This is a genomic window from Pelovirga sp. C15f, from assembly GCF_057178085.1.
In genome coordinates, this window is sequence record NZ_JBXUCV010000001.1 from 1,042,710 (window position 1) to 1,064,585 (window position 21,876).

Below are 21,876 nucleotides of genomic sequence, written 5' to 3' on the forward strand. Positions count from 1 at the left end.
AATGACAGTAACGGGACGGTTTTCAGAAGCTGCGCAACATATCCGTAACGCCGCCGCACTGGTGATTACCACGGGTGCGGGCATGGGGGTTGATTCCGGCCTCCCTGATTTTCGCGGCAACCAGGGCTTCTGGAATGCTTACCCCATGTATGAACGTTTAGGTTTGAGTTTTGTTCAGGCGGCAAACCCTGAGCACTTTGAGCAGGATCCGCATTTTGGTTGGGGATTTTATGGACACCGTACCAATCTTTACCGCAATACCGTTCCCCACGCCGGATTTCACCTTTTAAAGGCCTGGGGCGAGCAATTCAACCTGCCAACCTTCATCGCCACATCAAACGTTGACGGTCAGTTCCAGAAAGCCGGTTTTGCTGAAGATCAGATTCTTGAAGTTCATGGCTCAATCCATCATCTGCAATGCACAACCCCCTGCAGTCGCGATATCTGGTTGAATCAGGAAACCTTTGAGATTGACGAAACGACCATGCGCTGTCACACAACCCCCATATGTCCTAAATGCCGGCGGGTAGCCAGGCCCAACATCCTCATGTTCGGAGACTACGCCTGGTTGCATCAGCGCTCTGCCCTGCAGGAAGAGCGCTTCGATCACTTTCTGAGTCAGCTCCAGGATAAAGCCCAGGTCGTGATTGAAATCGGCGCCGGCACTGCGGTTCCCACCATTCGCAACCTCAGTGAACGCCTGGGGCGACGAGCTGATACCAGAATATTACGTATCAACCCACGGGAACCACAGATTCGCGGCGACCATTTCTCTTTCGCCGGCGGTGCTATTGAAACCCTCACTACCCTGAACGAAACCCTAAGCCAGCCCTAGCCACCGCCATCATAAATCTATTCACATAGTTCTCTAAATGTAACATGCAATTTTCTCTGCTTTTAGAAAAATAAAGGGTTGCAAGTATATAGCAGTAGCGCCATAATCAATCTGACCTGAGAATACGCTATCTTTACTATTCATGATTGGGCAAACACCAGAGCCGCCCCTCGAGGAACCCATGTCACGAAAAAAGTTTGGTGAGATATTGCTGGAGAATCAGCTGATCAACAAGGAGCAGTTGGATGATGCTCTGACACGCCAGAAAACGTCAAAAAAACCCCTGGGAAAAATCCTTGAAGAGATGGATATCGTCCTTGAGGAAGATATCGCCAGAGCGCTATCTACCCAGTTCGGTTTTCCTTTTGCAAAACAGCTCGTCCGGCATAAATTTTCCCCGACGGTCCTGGGCACAATCACCGTTGAAACCGCCATGGCTCATCTGGTTTTTCCACTGAAACTGGACGGAAAAACCCTCTACCTGGCCATGGCAAATCCACTCAATATGACGCTGCAGAGCGATTTGGGATTCCAATTGGGTTTACGCATTGCCCCTTGCGTTGCGACACCAGCAGATATCAAAATGGCGATTCAAAAGCACTACCAAAGTGGCGCACCCAACGTCAAAGAGGACAGCATCTGGGACATCCTGCTGATAGATAACCAGGAACTGGCCTTGAACGCTGCCGAAGCAGCATTATCCAGGGAGGGCTTCACCATTTACAAAGCCCGCAACGGTGTCGAAGGATTGAAACTGGCAGCACAACACCGTCCGAACCTGATTATTACTGACATCGTGCTGCCCCGCATGGACGGGATTGAACTGTTCAAATCGTTGCAGCAGAATTCCGACCTGAGTGATATTCCCGTGATTGCCTATACCGGCAGATCAACGGCTGAAGATGAATACAAGTTACTGGAAATGGGGTTTTACGATTTTATCGCTAAGCCGATCAATCCTGTACGTCTGCAGGCCAGAGTCAAACGGGCGATCCGCTGGCGCAGCCCGTCGCACCATTGATTGACCACTACCTCATTCGTTACGGCAACGGCAACTGCCATAAATTTTCACTGGAGTAAGTCAACCGCTTGACACCCTCTTCGGCAACCCGCCAGGTGTTTTCTACTCCCACCGCACCTAGCCCCGGAAACACCGCCTTGGGTTCAAAGGCAAAGGTCATTCCCGGCACGAGCACCTGATCATCAAACCCCTCGGCAATAAACGGGTACTCATCGACCTCAACACCAATACCATGACCGATAAAACGTACCCGGGAGGTTCCCGCCCCCATAAAATGTTCTTCGTACCCCAGCTTGCAGGCGCGCTGATAACACTGGCGATATAAATCGGACCAACTAATCCCTGGGCGCGCCAGCTCAACCATGAATTTCTGGATCTCGAGCATATCAGCGTAAGCCTGCTGTAATTTATCCGCCAGCGGCCCGATCGACAGGGTCCGGGTCTGATCAACCAGATAGCCATCGTAAGCTATAATAAAATCCACAATGATCGGCTCATGAGCGGCAATTTTTTTATGCCCGGCACCTTGACCAACGGCGGGAGTTGTTCCCAGCCCACCCAGGGGAGCATCAAGATGAGCTGGAACCGCGCCATCTACGCCCGAAAAAATATGACCGAAGAACATCTCAGCATTGAACCGGCGCATACGAATCAGCCCCTGATGCCCTTGTTTGAGGGCAAAACCGAAGAGTTCAGCCATCACCTCATGATCAGTCTTACCAACCGCCAGAAGGTTTTTCGCCTCTTCATAAACCCGATCGGCAAGCAGAGCACAGTCCTTCATGATCTCAAGCTCATAACTCGTTTTAACAGCCCGCACAGTGCGCACCAGCGGTGTAATATCAACAAACTCAGTAGCGGGCAGAAGCTTCTGGTAACGCCGCGCTTCAATGACCGGTACCACATCGAACTCCATCCCGACCCGTTGCGGTAACGGTATCCCCAGGCGCGCAAGTTCGCCGGACAGACTGCCCAGCCGATCCAGGGGGATAACATGATAGAGTCCGGACTCCATACGCGCACGCCCGTGATCACGAAAAACAAAGTAGATCGGCTCCCCTTTAGCCGGCAGATAATATAGTCCGCGTTGAATCGAACCGGTGAAATAAAAAAGATCGCTGTTTTGCACCAGGATCGCCGCGTCAATCTGTTGCTCACGCATGAGTTTCTGAAGATTCTGTGACCGCTCTGTCAGTTCTGTCAACGGGGTAATACGCATGGTAGATATTCCTTCCTGACCATCAAAATCGAGCGCAATCTTTGCGAAACTGCATGAGTTGCAGGAGACTATGGCGCTACTGCACAATCAGCAGAATCCCCTTTGAGTTTCGCCAGGGCATGAGGCAATACCGGCAACAATACGGAAAAATTTTCTCCTGCCCCCTTAGGGCTGCCGGGCAGGTTGATAATCAGACTTCGCTTTCGCACTCCGACCACTGCCCGCGACAACATGGCATGAGGAGTCCTGGCAAGACTGGCGGCACGCATCGCCTCAGCCATACCAGGAATCTGGTAATCAAGAACCAAAGCGGTCGTCTGGGGGGTCTGGTCGCGGGGACTCAGCCCGGTTCCACCAGTGGTGAGAATGAGGTCAAGACCCAGGTCATCAACCCAGCGGGTCAGCATCAGGGTCAAGGTATGCGCTTCGTCGGGGATGACCTGATAACGTACGACATCGCCCAGTTCCGCTACCATCTGAGACAACAGCGGGCCACTTTCATCAATCCGCTCACCACGGGCACCTTTGTCAGACAGGGTAAGAATACCAATCTTGTATTTCTCTGAACTCATAAAGTTGCTCCCTGCCATGGACACTATTTCTTTTTAGTGGATAACATTCGCCGGGCATTATTGATGATGGGCTGAGTCACATTACGACTTGTAGCAAGTTCTTTGATATCCCGATCGGACAAAAAAGACATCAGACGCATGGCCTGCTGTACAGGGGTTCGGGGGTGATGCACCAGCGCCTTTTTCATATCATAAAGCTTCACCCAGTCGCGGTTCAGCAGAATAATCCTGATCAGTTCTTCAGGGCTGCTGCGATTCTGGGCTACGCCTATGGCCTCGGCTTCAGTGATTCGCGGGTTGCGCAGTACGGCGGTATTGATCTGCTTGTTGGCCTCGCGGATCAGCAGCGTACGCCACTCTTTGTCGCCGGTGAGGGCCATTTTAATTTTTTCATTGACCGTCATTTCCTGCAGTTGCTGGTACTTGGACAAGGATTCGTCATCAAGAGTGTCTTCGTCTTCGTCACACACGCCGGCCTGAGCCTGGTCGCTATCCTCCTCCTCCGCTTCGTCCCCTTCCACTTCAGCCGGTTCAGGTTTTTTCTGCGGCTCAACCCAACCCAGGCGCAAACGCGTTACTTTATCGCTGTTGGGATTATTGATGATTGCCTTACGAATTATGTCGGACTTGCGCAGAATCTCGTCGTTGTCGGCCAACATGTCGAGTACCTGGCCGGAACTGTTCTCAGCGACAAACAACAGACTTCTGATTCCGGTCATCGGGTGTGCCAAAACCGCCTGCATGACAACCTCATCTTCATAGCGCAGATGAATGATCAGGTCGATGATCGCAGGGTGGAGCTCCGGCTGGGAAAGAGCGGCCAGAATTATCTTAGCCGGCAGTGTCTGCAGGGTACTTAAGGCCTCTTCTTTGAGTTCCGGATTATCCCCGTTATAAAAAACAAAAAGAACCATGACCAGGTTCGATCCTGACATGGGCAGAGCTCCACGGGCAGCAGCCAGACGCACACTATGTCCGCCCCATTTGCTCATAATCTTTGCAACTTCAGCGGGAAGTTTGATCTGAACTTTTTCGCTATGATGCTCGCTGTTCACACAGAATACCTATCAGCGCTCGACCTCGATACGAGCGCGCAGTCCACTGGCATTGATCTCGGCGGCAACCTCTTCAGCGGCCTTAAGTCCACTGCTGACGACAACCAGCAAGGGGCCCTCTATGGTCAATTGTGAATCCACTTGTGCCACCTGGATCTGGCGTTCAGCAAGTTCACGCTGCTGACGTCGGGCACGTTCACGATCGGAAAAAGAGCCGATGTAGAGTGCCCAGCGATCACCATCCGGGAGCAGAAACGCTGAAGGGAACTCTTTGCGCAACTCTTCCAGACGTAACCGAGCCTGCGCCAGGGGATAAATTCCCTCCAGCAACCGGATCATATCTATCGTACCCGAGCCAAGCTGTTGTTGCGGCTGCAGTCCGCGTTCACCCAACAGTGCGGCCGCCCGCTCCAGATCTCTCTGGCTGATGAAGGGGCCGACCAGCACACGATGGGCCGGTTCTGCTACCACCGCAACGGGGGTTTCCACTGCAACCGGCTGCGCGTCGCTGACGACCTCTTCTGCCGCGCTTTCCTCAGTATCGACAGCGTCACCAACAATAGCACCTGATGCGATGGTGGGGGTGACAATTGCGTCCGTTACAATCTCTTGTTCAACCATTTCTGTGGCGTCGGCAGCGGGAACATCAGCAATTACCTGCCCTGGTGTCTCGGCAGCATTCTGCCCCCCGGTCACTGCCTCCGTGATTGCATCAGCGCTTGACAGCCTGGCGCTCTCAAGGGGTTGCGGGCGCTCGGGAGCGGCCATCCGTTTTTCTACGCGAACCTGCTGGTGTGTACCTGATTGTCCGGTTAACAGGTCACCATACTGATACCAGCCGACGACAACGCCAACAACAGCGACAATCAGCAGCGCCAGGATCACCAGGGGCCAACGTAATGAGTCACCGACACTTTTGCCGCTTTTGACTTCCTGATCGGCAAGTTCTCTGAACGTCGTTTTCGGCGCATCATCATCTATCAGCAATTCTTCCAGTCTTTTTTTGGGGGCTGAGGTCTGGGTTTCTGATGCGCTACGGGATGTGTCCGGGGATCCACTGTTATGATGGTTATCTTCTGTCATTATCTGAGTCCGGAAAAATTGACGGCGGGGCAAAGCTGGCAATTGCCCCGCCGTACTGGTTAAGATTCTTTGGTCTGTTCTTCAAGAATCTTGGCGGTCTGATGGGAAGGCACTTCCTCGTACTTGCTGAATTCCATGGTAAACATACCACGGTCAGACGTCATTGAACGCAACTCCGGAGCATAACGCAATACTTCAGCCATCGGCACCTCAGCCCGGATGATCTGGCTATTAGCCTGCGGCTCGACCCCGACAACCTTGCCGCGCCGCGAGTTCAGATCGCCAATCACATCCCCCATACAATCATCAGGAACAGTGATTTCCATCGCCATGATCGGTTCGAGCAGTACCGGCTTACACTGTTCCATGGCTTTTTTAAAAGCCATGGAACCGGCCACTTTAAAAGCCATTTCCGATGAGTCGACGGAGTGGTGGGAACCATCATAGAGACTGACCTGAACGTCAACCACCTGGTTTTTGGTCAACGGACCGGTTTTCATCGCCTCAATAATCCCCTTATCGACGGCCGGAATGTAATTACGCGGCACAACACCACCGACGACTTTGTCAACAAATTCGTAGCCGCTGCCGCGCGGGAGGGGTTTGACTTCGATCCAGACATCCCCGTATTGACCGCGTCCACCTGACTGCTTCTTGTATTTCCCCTGAACCTGAGTCGAGGTGCGAATGGTCTCGCGATACGGCACCTTAGGTTCTTTCAAAATAACATCCGCCCCGTACTTGCGCTTGAGGCGCTCGACAGCAACCTCCAGATGAATCTGCCCCATGCCTGAAAGAACCATCTCCTTGGTCTCATCATCACGGGTTACGGTCAAGGTCGGATCTTCTTCCATCAAGCGCTGCAAACCTGTATAGATTTTGTCTTCGTCCCCTTTGTTCCGACCTTCCAGGGCAAAGGAGATAACCGGTTTGAGGGGCACCAGTGGTTCAAACATGATCGGATCTTTAAGATCACAGAGGGTGTCTCCAGTGGCCGTCACCTTGAGCTTGGGTACCGCGATAATATCACCGGCGGCGGCAACCTCAAGGGGAGTCTGCTTTTTCCCTTCCATCTTGTAAATATGACTGATCCGTTCTTTTTCATCCTTATTCGGATTCAACACAACCGTATCAGCCGTCAAGGTGCCCGAATACAGGCGCATCAGGGTCAATTTTCCGGCGTAGGGGTCATTAATAGTCTTAAACACCATGGCAGAGAACGGATCGTCAGGGCTCGGGTTGCGCTCCACCGGTTCTTCAGTGTCGGGTTTGAATCCTACCTGAATCCCCTTGTCGATGGGTGACGGCAGGCAGGCAACAACATAATCGAGCAGATGTCGCACGCCGATATTAGCGGTCGCACTGCCGCAGAATACCGGGGTAAAAACACCGGTCAAGGTGCCCTCACGCAAACCTCGCAGGATGTCCTCCTGCGACAGGGTTTCCCCTTCAAGGTATTTTTCCATCAGTTCATCGTCGGCCTCGGCAACCGCCTCGAGCAGCTGCTCGCGCAAACGCGTAGCTTCCTTCAAATATTCCTCGGGAATGTCTATTTCATCATACGTACCGGTTTCGTCAAAGGTATAGACACGCGCCTTCATCCGCACCAGATCAATAATCCCCTTGAAGGTTTCTTCGGCTCCAATCGGCTGGGTTACGACTACCGCCCTGGCTCCAAGGGATTTTTCCATATCATCAACGGCCTTGAGAAAATCTGCCCGCTCTTTATCCATTTTGTTGACAAAGGCGATGCGCGGCACTTCAAAAGCGTCGCACCATTCCCAGATCCTCTTGGTCTGGGCCTTGGTCCCGGAGATCGCTGACACAATGACCACCGCTCCGCCAAGAATCCGCAGGCAGCGGCGGGTGTCGTGCAGGAAGTTGCTGACCCCGGGGGTATCAACGATATTCAGGTTGAAATCATTCCAGCGACAATGATTCAGGCTCGCACTCAAGGTCGACTTGCGTTTAATTTCTTCTTCTTCAAAATCCATGGACGAGGTGCCCAGATCAACCTTCCCCAGCTTATCGGTCATCCCGGTATTGAAGATAATGGCTTCCACCAGCGAAGTTTTGCCGGCACCATTATGCGCCACAATGCCAAGATTTCTCACCTTTGTCGTGTCGTACTTGCCCATGAATCGCTCCTTTGGATGAAAAGTCACTCCCCGCAAACAGCCGGAACCCACACGGATAGGGCAGTTTAAACGGAGCACAGAAAGACAGGTGGCCAGCTACTTTTTATTGCGCTCGTACAATAAACGTAGCCCCTCAAGGGTCAGAAAAGGCTCTACCCGGTCAATGATCGAGGTTGCCGCGGCAATGGGGGGCGCCAGACCTCCAGTGGCGACGACTACTGGCGATTGCGGCATCTCGTTTTTCATGCGACTGACAATCCCCTCCACCAGTCCGAGATAGCCGAAAAAAATCCCCGCCTGAATGCTGTTTACCGTATTCTTGGCGATAATCTGCCCGGGCTGCATAAAATCAACACGGGGCAACTTGCTCGCACGCTCAAACAGCGCATCAGCAGAAATACCGATACCCGGTGCGATGGCTCCACCCTGATAGCAGCCATCGGCTGACACCACATCAAAGGTGGTGGCCGTACCAAAATCAACCACAATCAGCGCACAGCGGGACTGTTCATAGGCCGCAACCGCATTAACAATCCGATCAGCGCCAACCTCCCGGGGGTTATCGTAATGGATCGGCATGCCGGTTTTCATCCCCGGGCCAACCACGTAAGGAACCAATTGAAAATATTTTTTACACAGCCCCTCGACGGTGTTCTGCATGGAAGGAACAACGGTTGAAACAATCACGTCGCTAAGATCAGAAAAACTGATGCCGGCAAGCTGAAATAACTGTCGCAGGAGCATGGCATATTCATCCACCGTGCGATATTTATCGGTAGCAACCCGCCAGTCGTAGATCAACTTCTGATCCTGATAAACCCCCAACACGGTATTGCTGTTACCTACATCGATCACCAGCAGCATGGTGGCAATTTTCCTTTTATCGTTCATCATTTGACCAGGTGCACATCGCCGACAACAATTCGCTCGATCGTACCTGTATCGAACTGCAGCCGCAGGGCCCCGTCCGCTTCCAGCCCCACCACCGTCGCAACCGGACCGGAATCAACCCTGACCTGGCGATTGATGATCGGGCATAGCTGTTCCCAGCGTTGGCGAATCGGGGCGAACCCCTGGCGGAGGAATTCAGCATAATAGAAATCGAGTCGTTCAAGCAACGCACGTAAAAAAATCTGCCGGACAACCGGCTGACCGGTTTCAAGCAAAACAGATGTGGCCGGGTAGTTAAGTTCCGAGGGGAACTGATCGGCAGTCATGTTGAGATTAACCCCAAGTCCAAGCACAACGTAATTAACCTGCTCAGTTTCAGCGCTCATTTCATTGAGCAGCCCGGCAATTTTAGCCCCGCCGACCAGAATATCATTGGGCCACTTCACCTCCGCCTTGATTTGGCCAACCTCCTCGAGGACATCGACAACGGCAACAGCGGAAAGAAACGTCAACTGCGGGGCCTGTTGAACCGGAATCGGTGGCCGCAACAAAACCGAGCAGTAAAGATTCACTCCGGCCGGTGATGCCCACTGGCGCCCCAGGCGCCCCTTGCCGGCCAGTTGTTGATCAGCAACCAGCACGGCACCTTCTTCCGTCCCCGCTTCAGCCTGGGCTTTCAGCTGCAGGTTGGTTGAATCAACTGCCCGAAGAATTTTCAGGGAGCTGCCGACAATCTGACAATCAAGTCCGCTGACAATGTCACTATCAAACAGCAGGTCGGGGGGCTCAAGCAACCGGTAGCCTTTGGCGTGCCGCGCTTCAATTGCCACTCCCAGGGACCGTAACGAGCCAATCTGTTTCCAGACGGCCGCCCGCGACAGTTGCAACTCTGAGCTGATCTTTTCACCTGACAACCACCGGTCAGGGTGGTTACGCAATAATGACAGAATACGATCACGAGAAGACAAGGCAGACGGAATCACTTGAACAACATTGAGATGTCAGCCGCAACAACCGAGTGGGTCAGTGCACCGACTGAAATGATATTGACACCGGTTTCGGCAATTTCACGAACCCGTTCCAGATTGACACCACCAGAAGCCTCCGTCAGTGCGCGGCCGGCGATCAACGCTACCGCAGTCGCCATGTCGGCATTCGACATATTGTCGAGCATGATCACGTCAGCACCCGCATCAAGCGCTTGCTGAACTTCATCAAGGTCGCGGGTTTCGACCTCTATCTTGAGGGTATGAGGCACTTTTTTCCGGGTGGCTGCAATCGCTTCAGCAATCCCCCCGGCAGCGGCAATGTGGTTTTCCTTGATCAGCACGCCATCAAACAACCCGATGCGGTGATTTCGCCCGCCGCCGACACGGACTGCATATTTATCGAGAGAACGCAAACCGGGGACCGTTTTGCGTGTATCTACAATAGATACACCGGTACCCTCAACAGCATCGACAAAACGCGCGGTCAGGGTGGCTATCCCGGACATACGCTGCAGCAGGTTCAAGGCTACCCGCTCTCCCTGCAGCAGCATCAGAGCAGACCCTTTCAACCAGGCAAGAACATCCCCCCTTTTTACCTTCTGGCCGTCGATAAAAATCTTCTCGAAGCGAAGCTCCGGGTCGAGTTGATGAAAAACGGCTGCGGCGACATCAAGGCCGGCAACGACAAAATCCTCCTTGGCCACTAACTCGGCTCGCGCCGTTGCTTCACACGCAACAACAGCCAGGGAAGTAACATCACCTAAACCGATATCTTCCTGTAATGCCGTGCGGACAATTCTCTCAATCTCAAAGTGCATTCCCTGTGTCTCCGCCAATGGATAGCAACAGCCCTGAAACCAATCAGCTTATTTCAGAAATGAGGTACATCTATAGCATATTGACAACCCCCATCGCAACTTAAAACACGGTCACCAGTGAGGCAAATCTCCTTTACATTTCCGTTACTTGTGGTAAAAGTAAGGGACTTTTAGAGATCCTGCTGACCCACTTCTTGCGAGGAGTAACAAATGAAACCGTTCACATTTCTCTTCCTGACCAGCCTGCTGGTATTAACTGTCGGCTGTGTCAGCAAGAACAGCTATCAACAAAAGGTTAACGAAACCGAACTGCTCTCTGCTGATGTCGCATCGCTGACCGCAACGAACGCCGAGTTGCGCCAGGAAAAACAGATTTTGCAAGCCGACCTGGCAACCCTCAACTCGCGCCTGGTGGACGTTCTGCAAGAGAATTCGCGACTTCAACGCGACCTGCTGGTTGCCACTGCGACAAAAGAACGTCAAGATGGAAATCTTTCCCTTCATCAGCAACGGATCGATGCTCTGCAGATCAAAAACCAGGAGTTGCAGGCAACAGTGGAGGCGCTGAATATTGCCCTGGACAAGGAACGAATTGCGCGCGAAGCTCGACTGGCTCAGATTAAACACACCTATGAGGAACTGGTTGGTGCCCTTGAAGAAGAAATCACGCGCGGCGAACTTACCATTTCCAACCTGGAAGGCAAGCTGACCGTCAATCTGCTGAATCAGATTCTCTTTGACTCGGGCGCCACCCAGCTGCGCGAGGAGGGGAAGAAAGTACTGAAAAATCTGGGAGAAGTCCTTAACCGCTTTCCTGATCGTGCCTTGCAGATTGCCGGGCACACTGACAATGTTCCGATCAGCCCACGCCTGTTGGAGCGCTTTCCAACGAACTGGGAACTTTCCACCGCCCGCGCCACCAGTGTTATCCACTTTCTCCAACAAGAGGCTGAGATTCCCGGGAACCGCCTGATCGCCGCCGGTTTCAGCGAGTATCAACCTGTTGCCGACAATAGCACTCTGGAGGGGCGTGCCCAGAACCGGCGGATTGAAATCCTGCTGGTGCCTTTTGAGTCGGAACTCAACAAATAAATCAGGCTTCTGCCTTGTTGACAAAACAAGCCGGGTCTCGCTGAACCAGGGGGGCCTGGCCACAACCGTAGGTGACAGCAGGGCAACCGCCACAAACCGGGCGCAGATGGCAGCCGGCACATTCAGATGGCCCCTTGCGATAGGCTCTGGCCGCATCTGAATGGTAAATTTCTTCAAGGCTGTTATGGTGAATATTGCCGATCGGTGATGGGTACTTTCGGCAGGCATGAACCTCGCCGTTAGGAAGGATAGCGACAAAATTAAAGGCGGCACCGCAGCCGAAACCGGTGCAACCACCAAACGGTTCAAGCCCCTGGTTATAACGCTCGATATTGATCAGGTTATCTTTCTGGGCGATTATCGGATTGCTGCTTTTGGCAGCAATATAACTGCGGATAAAGGCCTGATAGCCCCCACCCAAAGCTGACTGCAAGGACGCCCCCTCACCGACCATGGAAAGTCGGTTATAGGTAAACAGATCAGCCTTGTCACGTAGAAATTCGGCCAGGGGGAGAACTTCCGTCAGGTTCTTTTCCGTAAGGGTCAACATCACCCGCGAGGGAATCTGTTGGTTGCGCAACCTATCCAGGAACGTGACAACAGCATCAAAATTGCCCGCTCCACGAATCTCATCATTGTGATCTTTCAGCCCTTCCAGGCTGACCTGATAGAATGACGGAGGAGCAATAGCGATCAGCTCGCGAAGAGGCTCCTCGGCAATCGGATTACCCAGAATACCAACCATGAGATTGCGTTCAATGGCCCCACGATATAGGGTAAAAAAGTCCGGATGCAAAAACGGATTGCCACCACTGAAGGAAATCTGCCCGAAAACATAATTTTTAAGGCAGAAATCACGCATCTGATCGAGCAATTGCAGCCCCTGTTCCAGAGCCATGTCAGCCTGGTCACTACGATCGTAGCAGTGACGACAGTGAAGATCACACTTCTGGGTAATGTGCCATTGCAGGGTAAAGGCCGGTGTCCTCATGTATCTCTGTGCCACCGGGCCACCAACCGGAAACTCCTGCTCGTGGCGCACCAGCTGCGAGGGTGGTGATAACACCAGACCCTTGAGGATAGCCCGTTCCAGGACCCGATCAATCACACCAACCGGCCTGGAGGTTGAAACCGCCACATGGCGCGGGTCAAGCTCTTCAACGATCATTTTCAATGCCAGCAGATCTGCCGATGAAGCTACTTCCTTGCGAAAGACTCCGCTGCGTGGATGACGCCAGAACAGCAACATCTCGGTTTCTGGCTGCGGTTCCACCCTCTTGCCTTCAACAACCTGCAACAACCCGCGCCATGCTACTTCAATCACCTCAAGACCGGGGTTAAGCATCAGACCCTGTGAAGGTTCGGTCCGGCTTGGTGGACGCTGTTGCAACTGAAGACGCCATGAGGCCTGCTCAACAGCAGCCAGATCCGGCAACCAGGAATGTTCAGGAACTAACGGACGCAAACACTCACGGGCGTCAGCAACGTCAGCAGTAGCATCCGACTGCCACTGTAACTGTGCCGTCGCCGGCAGCAGACACCAGGTCACCGGACATTGATATTGAAAGACCATTAACCTCTCTCCTGCAATGAAAAAAAGGGTCGAAAGAACATCCACGCTCCATCGACCCTTTTTGGTGCAGCTATTTCGCTATCAAATGCAATAAGCTGCTCAAATCATTTTGGTATCAACGATACCAATCGGCAACTTATCAGCCACTGTCTCCTGGTTCTTTTGCTTCGTCGGTGCTCACGGCACCGTCAGTCTGGCCGCCTCAGCCACTGCCTGCAGGCTGCTTGGGTTTTTTTTCATCGTCGGTGCTCACGGCACCGTCAGTTTGGCCGCCTCAGCCACTACCTGCAGGTTTCTGCTCCTTGTCAGTGCTGACCGCACTGTCATCCTTGGAGCCTCAACCACTTGCAGCATTAGCTGGTGGCGGCAGGGAAACACCCGCTGCTGATACCAGGGTGGCAATCCCCAGACCCGCCAGCAATTTTTTCAGCTTCTCTTCGCCCATATAAAACCTCCTTAGATCGGCCCCATACCTCATATCGAGATTTTCGATAACAAGGACAAGAGCTATCGGTTCATACAGGGCATCATACCCGAATATGCTGAAAAGTCAATCAAAGCACCCTGCGTCAAGGCATATCGCTGGTCAGAACTGAACCGACTTGGTCTGCAGAAACGCTTCAAGACCATAACGCCCCAGTTCGCGGGAATTACCGGACTGCTTGTAGCCACCGAAAGGAGCCAGAGGATTGAATCGACCGCCGTTGATATCGACCTGGCCGGCTTGCAGTTTTCTGGCCATGCGCTCAGCACGATCGGTATTCGTCGACCAGACGCCCCCTGCCAGACCATAAACCGTGTCATTGGCAATCTCAATAGCCTCGTCTTCGTCACGATAAGTCATGATTGACAGCACCGGACCAAAAATCTCTTCACGAGCGATCCTCATCTCTTTTGTTACCCGGCCAAAAACCGTCGGACGGACATAATAACCCAGAGGCAGTCCTGCCGGTGGCTCGATACCTCCAAGCAGGAGCTCTGCACCTTCTTCAATACCACTGCGAATATAGTCAAGAACCCGATCACGCTGGCCGGCAGAAACCAATGGGCCGATACGGGCCTGGGTGTTGAGGGGATTTTCCGGAATATAAAGGGCAACATGTTGGCGGACAAGTTCAACCACCACCTCATATTGATCCTCGGGAATCAGCATGCGGGTGTTAGCGTTGCAGGTCTGTCCGGAATTAAGAAAGCAGCTACTTAGCGTGGCCTTGACAGCGGTTTCAAGATCGGCATCATCCAGCAGGATGGCTGCAGACTTCCCCCCCAGTTCCAGTGCCACGCGCTTCACTGTTTGTGCACCCAGGGTCATGATGTGCTTGCCAACGGCAGTCGACCCGGTAAATGAAACCATATCGACATCCGGATGGGATGCCAAAGATTCTCCCGCGACACTCCCCTTACCTGATACCAGGTTAAAAACCCCTGGTGGCAGCCCACTGGAATCAACAATCTCTGCCAGGACAAAAGCATTAAGAGGGGTCAGTTCGCTCGGCTTGGCAACAAGGGTACAGCCGGCAGCCAGGGCCGCTGCGACCTTAATCATCAGCTGATGGAGGGGATAATTCCAGGGGGTGATGGCAGCAACAACTCCAATCGGCTCCTTAAACACCAGCGAGTTGCCGATGCGTTCGGAGAAAGCAAACTCATTCAACAGCTTGATGTAGCTTTCCAGCACAACCGTCGGTAGTCCCGCCTGAATCCGCTGACTGAGCTTGATCGGCATTCCCAGCTCGCTGGTAATAACCTCAGCCAGCTCCGGCCCACGCGCCACCAGCGCCTCGTAAATCGTGGTCATGTAACCGGCCCTGATACCGGGCTTGGTGGCCGACCACCCGGGCAGCGCATTGCGCGCTGCGGATACAGCCGCCGAGATATCGCCGGCGGTGCCGGCCGGAACCGTTGCAATGACCGCCTCCGTTGCCGGGTTAACCACCTCAATCAGATCAGTGGCGAGCGGAACACACCAGTCACCATCAATATATAGCTTGCTGTACGTTTTCATTTACTCCTCCCAATAACGATGAAACAATGATTTACACCAGTATCATATGAACGTTTTACCAGTTCCGCGAAAAAATGTGAAAATTTTGGGGGAAAATATCTGAAAATAATTCATCTCTGCCAATAAAGCTGCCGGGAGGCTAACTTAATATTGAAAAAGACTGGCTGGATCTCTGCGGGGCGCTTGCCGGTGAAAAAAGCGAGACAAAAACCCGGGGCCGCAGGATGAAAAGAGCCCGCTGGTTGCGGAACTACCGTTATGTGTCTTTACGCAGACAAGACACTCCGGGCGCGAGCAGAAAACGACCCGCGATTTATGTCGATAAACGCACGGGAAAATCGAAGGACATTGTCATCGCCATCAGTGAAGCTTTCAACCTGATTCCTTCGGAGCAAGAACCTGGTCAATGACGAACAAACCACAAAAAAAAGGCAGCCTCTCTGCCTGCCTAATCACTTGTTTTCTTTTCTCTGACATTACATCGACAGTCGCCGTCACGACCGTTCACTTGATTTTCACCTCGACACTCTTGGGCTTGACTGCCTCGACTTTAGGAATCACCAGATTTAACAGTCCATCTTTAAAGCTGGCATCAATTCTTTCAATGTCAACATTCTCCGGCAACGTAAAACTGCGGCTGAAACTGCCATAAAAACGTTCGACTCGATGCATTTTCTCACTTTTATCTTCTTTTTCCTGATGGCTTTCGCCGCGGATACTCAGCACCCGGTCTTCAATACTGATTTTCACATCTTCACGCTTGACTCCGGGGACATCAGCCTTGATGGTGAACCCCTTGTCCGTCTCGCTGATATCGACCCGCGGTGCCCAGTCGGCCCCCTCACCAGGGGTCAATGCCCCGCCCCGAAACGGCCAGTCCTGACGCCCCACCATGCCTTCCATTTCTCTGAACGGATCCCATCTTGTCAATTTCATAGCTTCCTCCTTGGGTAAACGCGGGAAGGTTTTATTCCGCAGGCGACCCGCTACAGCCTGCCTCAGTTATAAAAATGAAGACAGGAACAATCTCAAAAAAAACCCATGATTCAGCAACCAGCTTGATAAAAATAATAGCGCATTTTCAGCGGAATTCAAGTGACCACAGAAGCCATTAAGCACTCCATGACTAAACCATAATCGCCCGATAAAAAAAGGGGGAAAACGCTAGCGAGATCTGACCAGGGATTCGGCAATGGCAACAACCAGGACGATTGAACCACCGATGAGAACCGCCACCGATGGCACCTCGCGCAAAATGAGCCAGGCCAGCAGAATGGAAACCACAGGTTGCATGCAGCCAATCAATGAAACCGTTTTAGCTGCCAGCAGTTTCAAACTGACGGTGTACAGGGTATGGGCTGCAGCGGTTCCCAAAAACCCCAACAGCACCAGCAGCAGCCAGTCATAGGGATTAAGCAGCCGGGTAGTCGACAGATCGACAACAGGAATGAACAACAGGGTAATCGCCACTAATTGATGAAACATCAGGGCGCTGCTGGGAGTCGCTGCGAAGTAATATTTTTGACATAAATTTCTTAAGGAAAACAACAACGCGGAAAGCACCCCCCAGCAGGCGCCCTGGAGGATGTTGCCGGAGAATCCTCCACCAATATCCTGCCAGACCATAATCAAGAGTCCGAGCAGCACAAGGATACCGGAAAAGACATCGCGGGCCGACAGGCGGGATCGAGTAAACAGGGGCTCGAGCAGTATAGTGATCATCGGATAACTGAACAGGGCAAGAATACCAACGGCGACGGTTGATATCTGCATGGAATGGAAGAACGTGCCCCAGTGCACCCCCATAACCACACCAAGCCCATAGATCCCCAGTAACTGCCTGACACTCTGCACCCGCAACGGCATTTTAAAAAGTCGGCAGAACAGATAGAAACCCCCGATCGCAACAAGACTGCGTAATTGCGTTATGGAAAAAGCATCAAGGGGAATCAACTTGGCAAACAAGCCGTTGAGACTCAAGAGGGTCAACCCGACATAAAGAAGCAAAATACCGCGGACGGAGTCTGGAGGTGTTGGAGAAACAGCCATAGAAGTAAAGAACCGTCAGGCAAAGCCAGGTGGGGGTTAATGAAAACGCCTGGTGAAGTACATATCAGTGGACACGTTGTTCCAACTGAATCAGAAGGCTCTTAAGTTGCTCAATAGTTTCAAGGAGTTGAAGATTCTTGTTCTCCAGGTCAACAATAAGCTGGCGACTGGATTCCAGTTTTACCCCCAACTCACGCTGTTCAGCGCGACACTGCTGCAGCTCCAGGACGAGGCGCCTCATCGCGGCATGTTGCTTGCTGCCGGGAGTGTCGGCAAGGTACTGGTCGAGGGTATCCAGATCCCCACCAGCAAGAAAATCATCTAGGCAACGTTCAGCTTGTAGTTGCTGAATCCGCGCTGATTCCGGTGGAACAGGGGGCAGCTCTTTTTCTTCTGGAAAAAACAAAGCGCACCCTGACACCAGCACAGAGATTAACAACACGAAAAGCCACCTGCTCATTTCCTTTGTTCCTCCACCATATAGGTGCTGCCATCCTGCAACTTCAGATATTCCTTGAGACGAGCACAATCCTGACTGATCGCCAGGCGCGATGGATATTTGTAACGGGTCGAGTGAATAACGGCAATGGAAATCGACATCAGGGGAAATTTACGCACCACACCATAGCGGTCTTTACCGACAAAAGATTGCGCCTGACGATCCTCGAAGGAGTAGAGGGTCGGCACCATCTGATCAAAGCGGGAAATAATGGCCTGAGCCAGCTCTTCGCCCTTATCGGGTGAGGTTAAAACTACATAATCATCACCCCCGATATGACCAACCAGATCATCTGGATTACCTAATTCATTGACAACGGCTTGAACCAGATCACCAACCTGACTGATCACATCGCTACCGGCTTTATAGCCGTAACGGTCACCATAACTTTTAAAGTTATCGAGATCGATATAGAGATGAGAAAAATCAATATTCTGATTGATCCGGGTATCAATAGCGCGATCAATCGCGCGATTGCCCGGCAAAAGGGTCAAGGGGTTGGCATCGAGGTGCAACTGCTCAAGTTCTCGAAGTTTTTCTCCCATCTGATAAAAATCATGAGCCAGTTCAGAGAATTCATCGTCCCCAGCGAGTTCCAGATGATGATCAAAACGACCAGCAGAAATCGATTGGGTTGCGCTCTTAAGCGCCCTCACCGAGCGATGGATACTGAGGATAACGGTGATCGTCACCGGCGCCGAAAGACAGATCCCGAACAGGGTCAGGAGGGCGGTAGCACGAAAAGCCGCGCTGGTTTTTTGCGACAGGCGAGTCAAGTCAGCATTGATCTGCTGCTGTTGGTTTTCCCGGTAAGCCACCAGCAATTCAACAATCTGGGCTCGTAACGGCACCATCGTCCGGTCAGAAAGGGTCGTTGCCAGTTCCCAGTCTTCGATCTGCAGAGCTTCGGCCAGGTGTTTATCAGCCTGACGGTATGCATCCAGAACTTTCAGCAGGGTCTGGCTCGGTTCATTAACAGGCAGCCCCTGCAGGGTCAGAACATGACGGACCAGGTCTTCATTGCGATTCCGGCGCAGCCCGACCAGCTCAATATCACGCAGGATCAGTATCTGTTTTTCAATATTCTCCAGGGCTAACAGGTTCTGCTGCAGATCACGCAGTAACTCAAAGGTTGAAAATTCAATCTGGACCAGATGTTCAGTATGGCGGGTTTGCTGGTGAAGCTGAAAAAGTGCGTAACCGACAGCACATACAGTGAAAAGCACAATCACCAGATAGCCGATGACGACCTTTTTAGTCACTGTTGAAAACAGCTTAAGCATGTTGTGTCCACACCCTGGCGTATGACTCGACAAGGGTCGGGTTAGATTCCAAGATAGGCCTTACGCACGTCCACATTGGATAGCAGGTTCGCTGCTGAATCAACCAGGGTAATTCTGCCATTTTCCATTACATAGCCACGATCAGCGAGCTTTAGAGCCTGATTGGCGTTCTGTTCGACCAGAAAAATAGTTGTGTTGCTTTCCTTATTAATCTGTCGGATTATCTCAAAAATCTGTTTAATGATCAACGGCGCCAGGCCCAGGGACGGCTCATCCAGCAACAGGACCCGCGGACGCGCCATCAAGGCGCGGGAAATTGCCAGCATCTGCTGCTCGCCGCCGGACAGGGTGCCGCCCAGCTGGGATTGACGCTTTTCCAGTATAGGAAACAGGGTCATAACATAATTCAGATCCTGTTGGATCTGGCGCTTGTTGGTGCGCAAAAAAGCACCCATTTCCAGGTTTTCCAGCACCGTCATGTCAGGAAAAATCCGTCGTCCTTCGGGCACCTGGACAATCCCCTTTTTGACAATATTTTCCGGGCTGAAACCATGAATCGGATCACCATCCAGAAAAACTTCTCCGGAACGGGGGGGCGTGATCCCGCAGATCGACATCAGGGTTGTTGTTTTGCCTGCCCCATTGGCACCAATCAGAGCAACAATTTCCCCTTCTGCCACCTCAATGGTCACATCTTTCAACGCTTGAATATTCCCGTAATAGGTTTGAATATTCTGCACCTTAAGCATCGACTTCTTCTCCCAGATAAGCTTCGATCACCTTCGGGTTATCTCTGATTTCCAGGGGCGATCCCTGGGCAATTTTCTTGCCATATTCCATGACATAGATCGGATTGGAAATTTTCATGACCAGCTTCATATCGTGTTCAATCAGTAAAATAGCGATCCGCTCCTCCTCGCTGATCCGGCAAATCAGTTGATCAAGTTCAGAGGTTTCATAAGGGTTCATCCCTGCCGCAGGTTCGTCAAGCAGCAACAAAAAGGGATCGGTCGCCAGGGCGCGGGCAATTTCGAGACGCCGTTGGGCCCCGTAAGGCAGGTTGCGCGCGAACTCGTTGACAAATTTTTCCAGACCGACCTTTTCCAGCAATCGATAGCTGGTCTCGACAATCTCCTGTTCCTCTTCACGGACGCTGCGATTGCGAAGGATGGAGCGGAAAATCCCTGAATAAGTACGGCAATGGCGTCCGATCATGACATTTTCAAGAACCGTCATCCCGGAAAAAAGACGAATATTCTGAAAGGTTCGCGCCAATCCCATTTCGGTCACTTTATTGGGTTTAAGCCCGTTAAGCCGACGGCTCGCGAGCCCCTTGGGATGGAGCAGGATATCACCACTGGTAGGCGTATAAATCCCGGTGACACAGTTAAAAAAAGTCGTTTTCCCGGCGCCGTTAGGGCCGATCAGGGCTGCGATTTCCCCTTCATGAACCGCAAGGGAAACACTGTCAACCGCACGCAGGCCGCCAAAATCCATGGTCAGACCTTTCACCTCGAGCAACTTGTGTTTTTTATCCGTCATGAGCTGCCTTATCCTTAGAACCTTTATATTGATAGATTTGCCGCAGATTACTGATCAGTCCCTGAGGTCTGAAGATCATCATCATGGTCATGGCGGCGCCGAACACGAGCATCCGGTATTCAGAAAATGCGCGCAGATATTCCGGCAGCAGCACCAGAATAAAAGCACCCAGAATCACCCCGAGAATTGATCCCATGCCCCCAAGCACCACAATCGACAAGATGATGGCTGACTGCATGAAAGTAAATCCGGCAGGATTGATAAAGGTCGTTTTGGCCGCGAACAGCACGCCGACCATTCCCGCCCAGAAGGCGCCGAGGGCATAAGCCGACAGCTTGGTGCGAGCCATGTCGATGCCCATGGCGACACAGGCAATTTCATCTTCACGCAAGGCGATCCAGGCTCGTCCAACCCGACTGTTTTTCAGGCGATTGGTGACGATGATCGTCAGCACCACCAGGGCAATCATGATGTAATAGATATATACCGTCGACTGGGCCAGAGTCATTTCCAGACCGAACAATCCGGGACGATCAATATTGGCGATACCACTCGGACCCTGAGACAGGGTTTCCCAGTTTTCCATGACAACCTTGAAGATCATCCCAAATCCCAGGGTCACTATGGCCAGGTAATCGCCACGCAAACGCAGGATAGGAAAACCCAGGACAACTCCGAACAGACAGCCCAACATTCCGCCGATGGGCAGCACGATCCAGAATCCCAGATCAAAATTGGCATTGAGAATGGCATAGGTGTAAGCGCCAACTCCGAAAAAGGCGACATAGCCCAGATCAAGCAGACCGGCGAGTCCGACCCCGATATTCAAACCGAGACCGAGCACGACAAAAATCAGCGCCGTCACCATAATGTTCGTCTGATAGGTATCAAACACCAGCGGGAAAGCAACCGCCAGCGCCAACAACACGGTCATCGCGCGGTTGCGCAGCTGGACATTGTCGAGAGCCGCCTGGAGCGGGCCACGGGTATCAATACCCTCTTCCGCTCTTTTGCTCTGACGCTGACGCCGCGCCAGCAAATAACGCCAGCAGTAGGACAGAAAAAAAGCTCCGATAGCTACCCACAGAATATTTTCCCAGCGCCAGATCACGACATTTTCAATCGTGTTAACCCGCACCACCATTAATGGAAAGGTCAGAAACACAAACCACAATGCGATCAGAAGCGACTGTTTGAATTCACGCACCATAA

General features: G+C 52.3%; 21 protein-coding genes. 3 read left to right on the forward strand and 18 right to left on the reverse strand.

Annotated elements, in window-relative coordinates; genetic code table 11:
- The first annotated feature begins 1 nt into the window (after position 1).
- Positions 2-835, forward strand: a complete 834-nt coding sequence (locus tag AC1931_RS04825; protein WP_483876088.1) for an SIR2 family NAD-dependent protein deacylase — start codon at positions 2-4, stop codon at positions 833-835.
- A 181-nt stretch (positions 836-1,016) separates the two neighbouring features.
- Positions 1,017-1,856, forward strand: coding sequence for a response regulator (locus AC1931_RS04830; RefSeq protein WP_483876089.1), 840 nt, complete (start codon positions 1,017-1,019; stop codon positions 1,854-1,856).
- Between the two features lie 19 nt (positions 1,857-1,875).
- Here the strand turns inward: AC1931_RS04830 and AC1931_RS04835 are convergent, their stop codons facing one another.
- The 8 genes from AC1931_RS04835 to nadC form a co-directional block, all read right to left on the reverse strand.
- The gene (locus AC1931_RS04835; protein WP_483876090.1) at positions 1,876-3,075 is read right to left on the reverse strand and encodes a M24 family metallopeptidase; all 1,200 of its coding nucleotides are present in this window, start codon (positions 3,073-3,075) and stop codon (positions 1,876-1,878) included.
- A gap of 68 nt (positions 3,076-3,143) precedes the next feature.
- On the reverse strand, positions 3,144-3,647 hold the full coding sequence (locus AC1931_RS04840) for a MogA/MoaB family molybdenum cofactor biosynthesis protein (RefSeq protein WP_483876091.1): 504 nt from the start codon (positions 3,645-3,647) through the stop codon (positions 3,144-3,146).
- 23 nt (positions 3,648-3,670) lie between these two features.
- Positions 3,671-4,702 (reverse strand): hypothetical protein, encoded by a 1,032-nt coding sequence (locus AC1931_RS04845; protein WP_483876092.1) that lies wholly within the window; start codon positions 4,700-4,702, stop codon positions 3,671-3,673.
- Between the two features lie 12 nt (positions 4,703-4,714).
- Complete coding sequence (locus AC1931_RS04850; protein WP_483876093.1) at positions 4,715-5,785, reverse strand: SPOR domain-containing protein; 1,071 nt, start codon at positions 5,783-5,785, stop codon at positions 4,715-4,717.
- Between the two features lie 59 nt (positions 5,786-5,844).
- Positions 5,845-7,923 carry an elongation factor G gene (gene fusA, locus AC1931_RS04855; protein ID WP_483876094.1) on the reverse strand — a complete coding sequence of 693 codons (2,079 nt, stop codon included), beginning with the start codon at positions 7,921-7,923 and terminating at the stop codon, positions 5,845-5,847.
- Positions 7,924-8,019: 96 nt separating this feature from the next.
- Positions 8,020-8,787 (reverse strand): type III pantothenate kinase, encoded by a 768-nt coding sequence (locus AC1931_RS04860; RefSeq protein ID WP_483876169.1) that lies wholly within the window; start codon positions 8,785-8,787, stop codon positions 8,020-8,022.
- 26 nt (positions 8,788-8,813) lie between these two features.
- Positions 8,814-9,797, reverse strand: a complete 984-nt coding sequence (locus AC1931_RS04865; RefSeq protein WP_483876095.1) for a biotin--[acetyl-CoA-carboxylase] ligase — start codon at positions 9,795-9,797, stop codon at positions 8,814-8,816.
- Positions 9,794-10,621, reverse strand: coding sequence for a carboxylating nicotinate-nucleotide diphosphorylase (gene nadC / locus AC1931_RS04870; protein ID WP_483876096.1), 828 nt, complete (start codon positions 10,619-10,621; stop codon positions 9,794-9,796). The genes AC1931_RS04865 and nadC overlap by 4 nt, the downstream gene beginning before the upstream one ends.
- Positions 10,622-10,831: 210 nt before the next feature.
- Between nadC and AC1931_RS04875 the strand changes: the two genes are divergently transcribed.
- Positions 10,832-11,713: an OmpA/MotB family protein gene (locus AC1931_RS04875; protein ID WP_483876097.1), complete on the forward strand. Its 882-nt coding sequence runs from the start codon at positions 10,832-10,834 to the stop codon at positions 11,711-11,713.
- Between the two features lies 1 nt (position 11,714).
- Here the strand turns inward: AC1931_RS04875 and sbtM are convergent, their stop codons facing one another.
- The 10 genes from sbtM to AC1931_RS04925 form a co-directional block, all read right to left on the reverse strand.
- Positions 11,715-13,286: a thio(seleno)oxazole modification radical SAM maturase SbtM gene (sbtM, locus tag AC1931_RS04880; protein ID WP_483876098.1), complete on the reverse strand. Its 1,572-nt coding sequence runs from the start codon at positions 13,284-13,286 to the stop codon at positions 11,715-11,717.
- A 337-nt stretch (positions 13,287-13,623) separates the two neighbouring features.
- Entirely contained in the window at positions 13,624-13,731 is a 108-nt protein-coding gene (gene sbtA, locus AC1931_RS04885; protein ID WP_483876099.1) for an SbtA family thio(seleno)oxazole RiPP natural product precursor, read from the reverse strand.
- Positions 13,732-13,872: 141 nt separating this feature from the next.
- The gene (locus tag AC1931_RS04890; protein ID WP_483876100.1) at positions 13,873-15,291 is read right to left on the reverse strand and encodes an aldehyde dehydrogenase family protein; all 1,419 of its coding nucleotides are present in this window, start codon (positions 15,289-15,291) and stop codon (positions 13,873-13,875) included.
- 504 nt (positions 15,292-15,795) lie between these two features.
- Positions 15,796-16,227 (reverse strand): Hsp20/alpha crystallin family protein, encoded by a 432-nt coding sequence (locus tag AC1931_RS04895; protein ID WP_483876101.1) that lies wholly within the window; start codon positions 16,225-16,227, stop codon positions 15,796-15,798.
- Between the two features lie 228 nt (positions 16,228-16,455).
- Positions 16,456-17,340, reverse strand: coding sequence for a DMT family transporter (locus AC1931_RS04900; protein ID WP_483876102.1), 885 nt, complete (start codon positions 17,338-17,340; stop codon positions 16,456-16,458).
- Positions 17,341-17,404: 64 nt separating this feature from the next.
- Positions 17,405-17,782, reverse strand: a complete 378-nt coding sequence (locus AC1931_RS04905) for a hypothetical protein (protein WP_483876103.1) — start codon at positions 17,780-17,782, stop codon at positions 17,405-17,407.
- A gap of 14 nt (positions 17,783-17,796) precedes the next feature.
- On the reverse strand, positions 17,797-19,122 hold the full coding sequence (locus AC1931_RS04910; protein ID WP_483876104.1) for a diguanylate cyclase: 1,326 nt from the start codon (positions 19,120-19,122) through the stop codon (positions 17,797-17,799).
- Positions 19,123-19,163: 41 nt separating this feature from the next.
- Positions 19,164-19,871 (reverse strand): ABC transporter ATP-binding protein, encoded by a 708-nt coding sequence (locus tag AC1931_RS04915; RefSeq protein WP_483876105.1) that lies wholly within the window; start codon positions 19,869-19,871, stop codon positions 19,164-19,166.
- Positions 19,864-20,664: an ABC transporter ATP-binding protein gene (locus AC1931_RS04920; protein WP_483876106.1), complete on the reverse strand. Its 801-nt coding sequence runs from the start codon at positions 20,662-20,664 to the stop codon at positions 19,864-19,866. The genes AC1931_RS04915 and AC1931_RS04920 overlap by 8 nt, the downstream gene beginning before the upstream one ends.
- Complete coding sequence (locus AC1931_RS04925) at positions 20,654-21,874, reverse strand: ABC transporter permease subunit (protein ID WP_483876107.1); 1,221 nt, start codon at positions 21,872-21,874, stop codon at positions 20,654-20,656. Before AC1931_RS04925 ends, AC1931_RS04920 begins: the two co-directional genes overlap by 11 nt.
- Positions 21,875-21,876 lie beyond the last annotated feature (2 nt).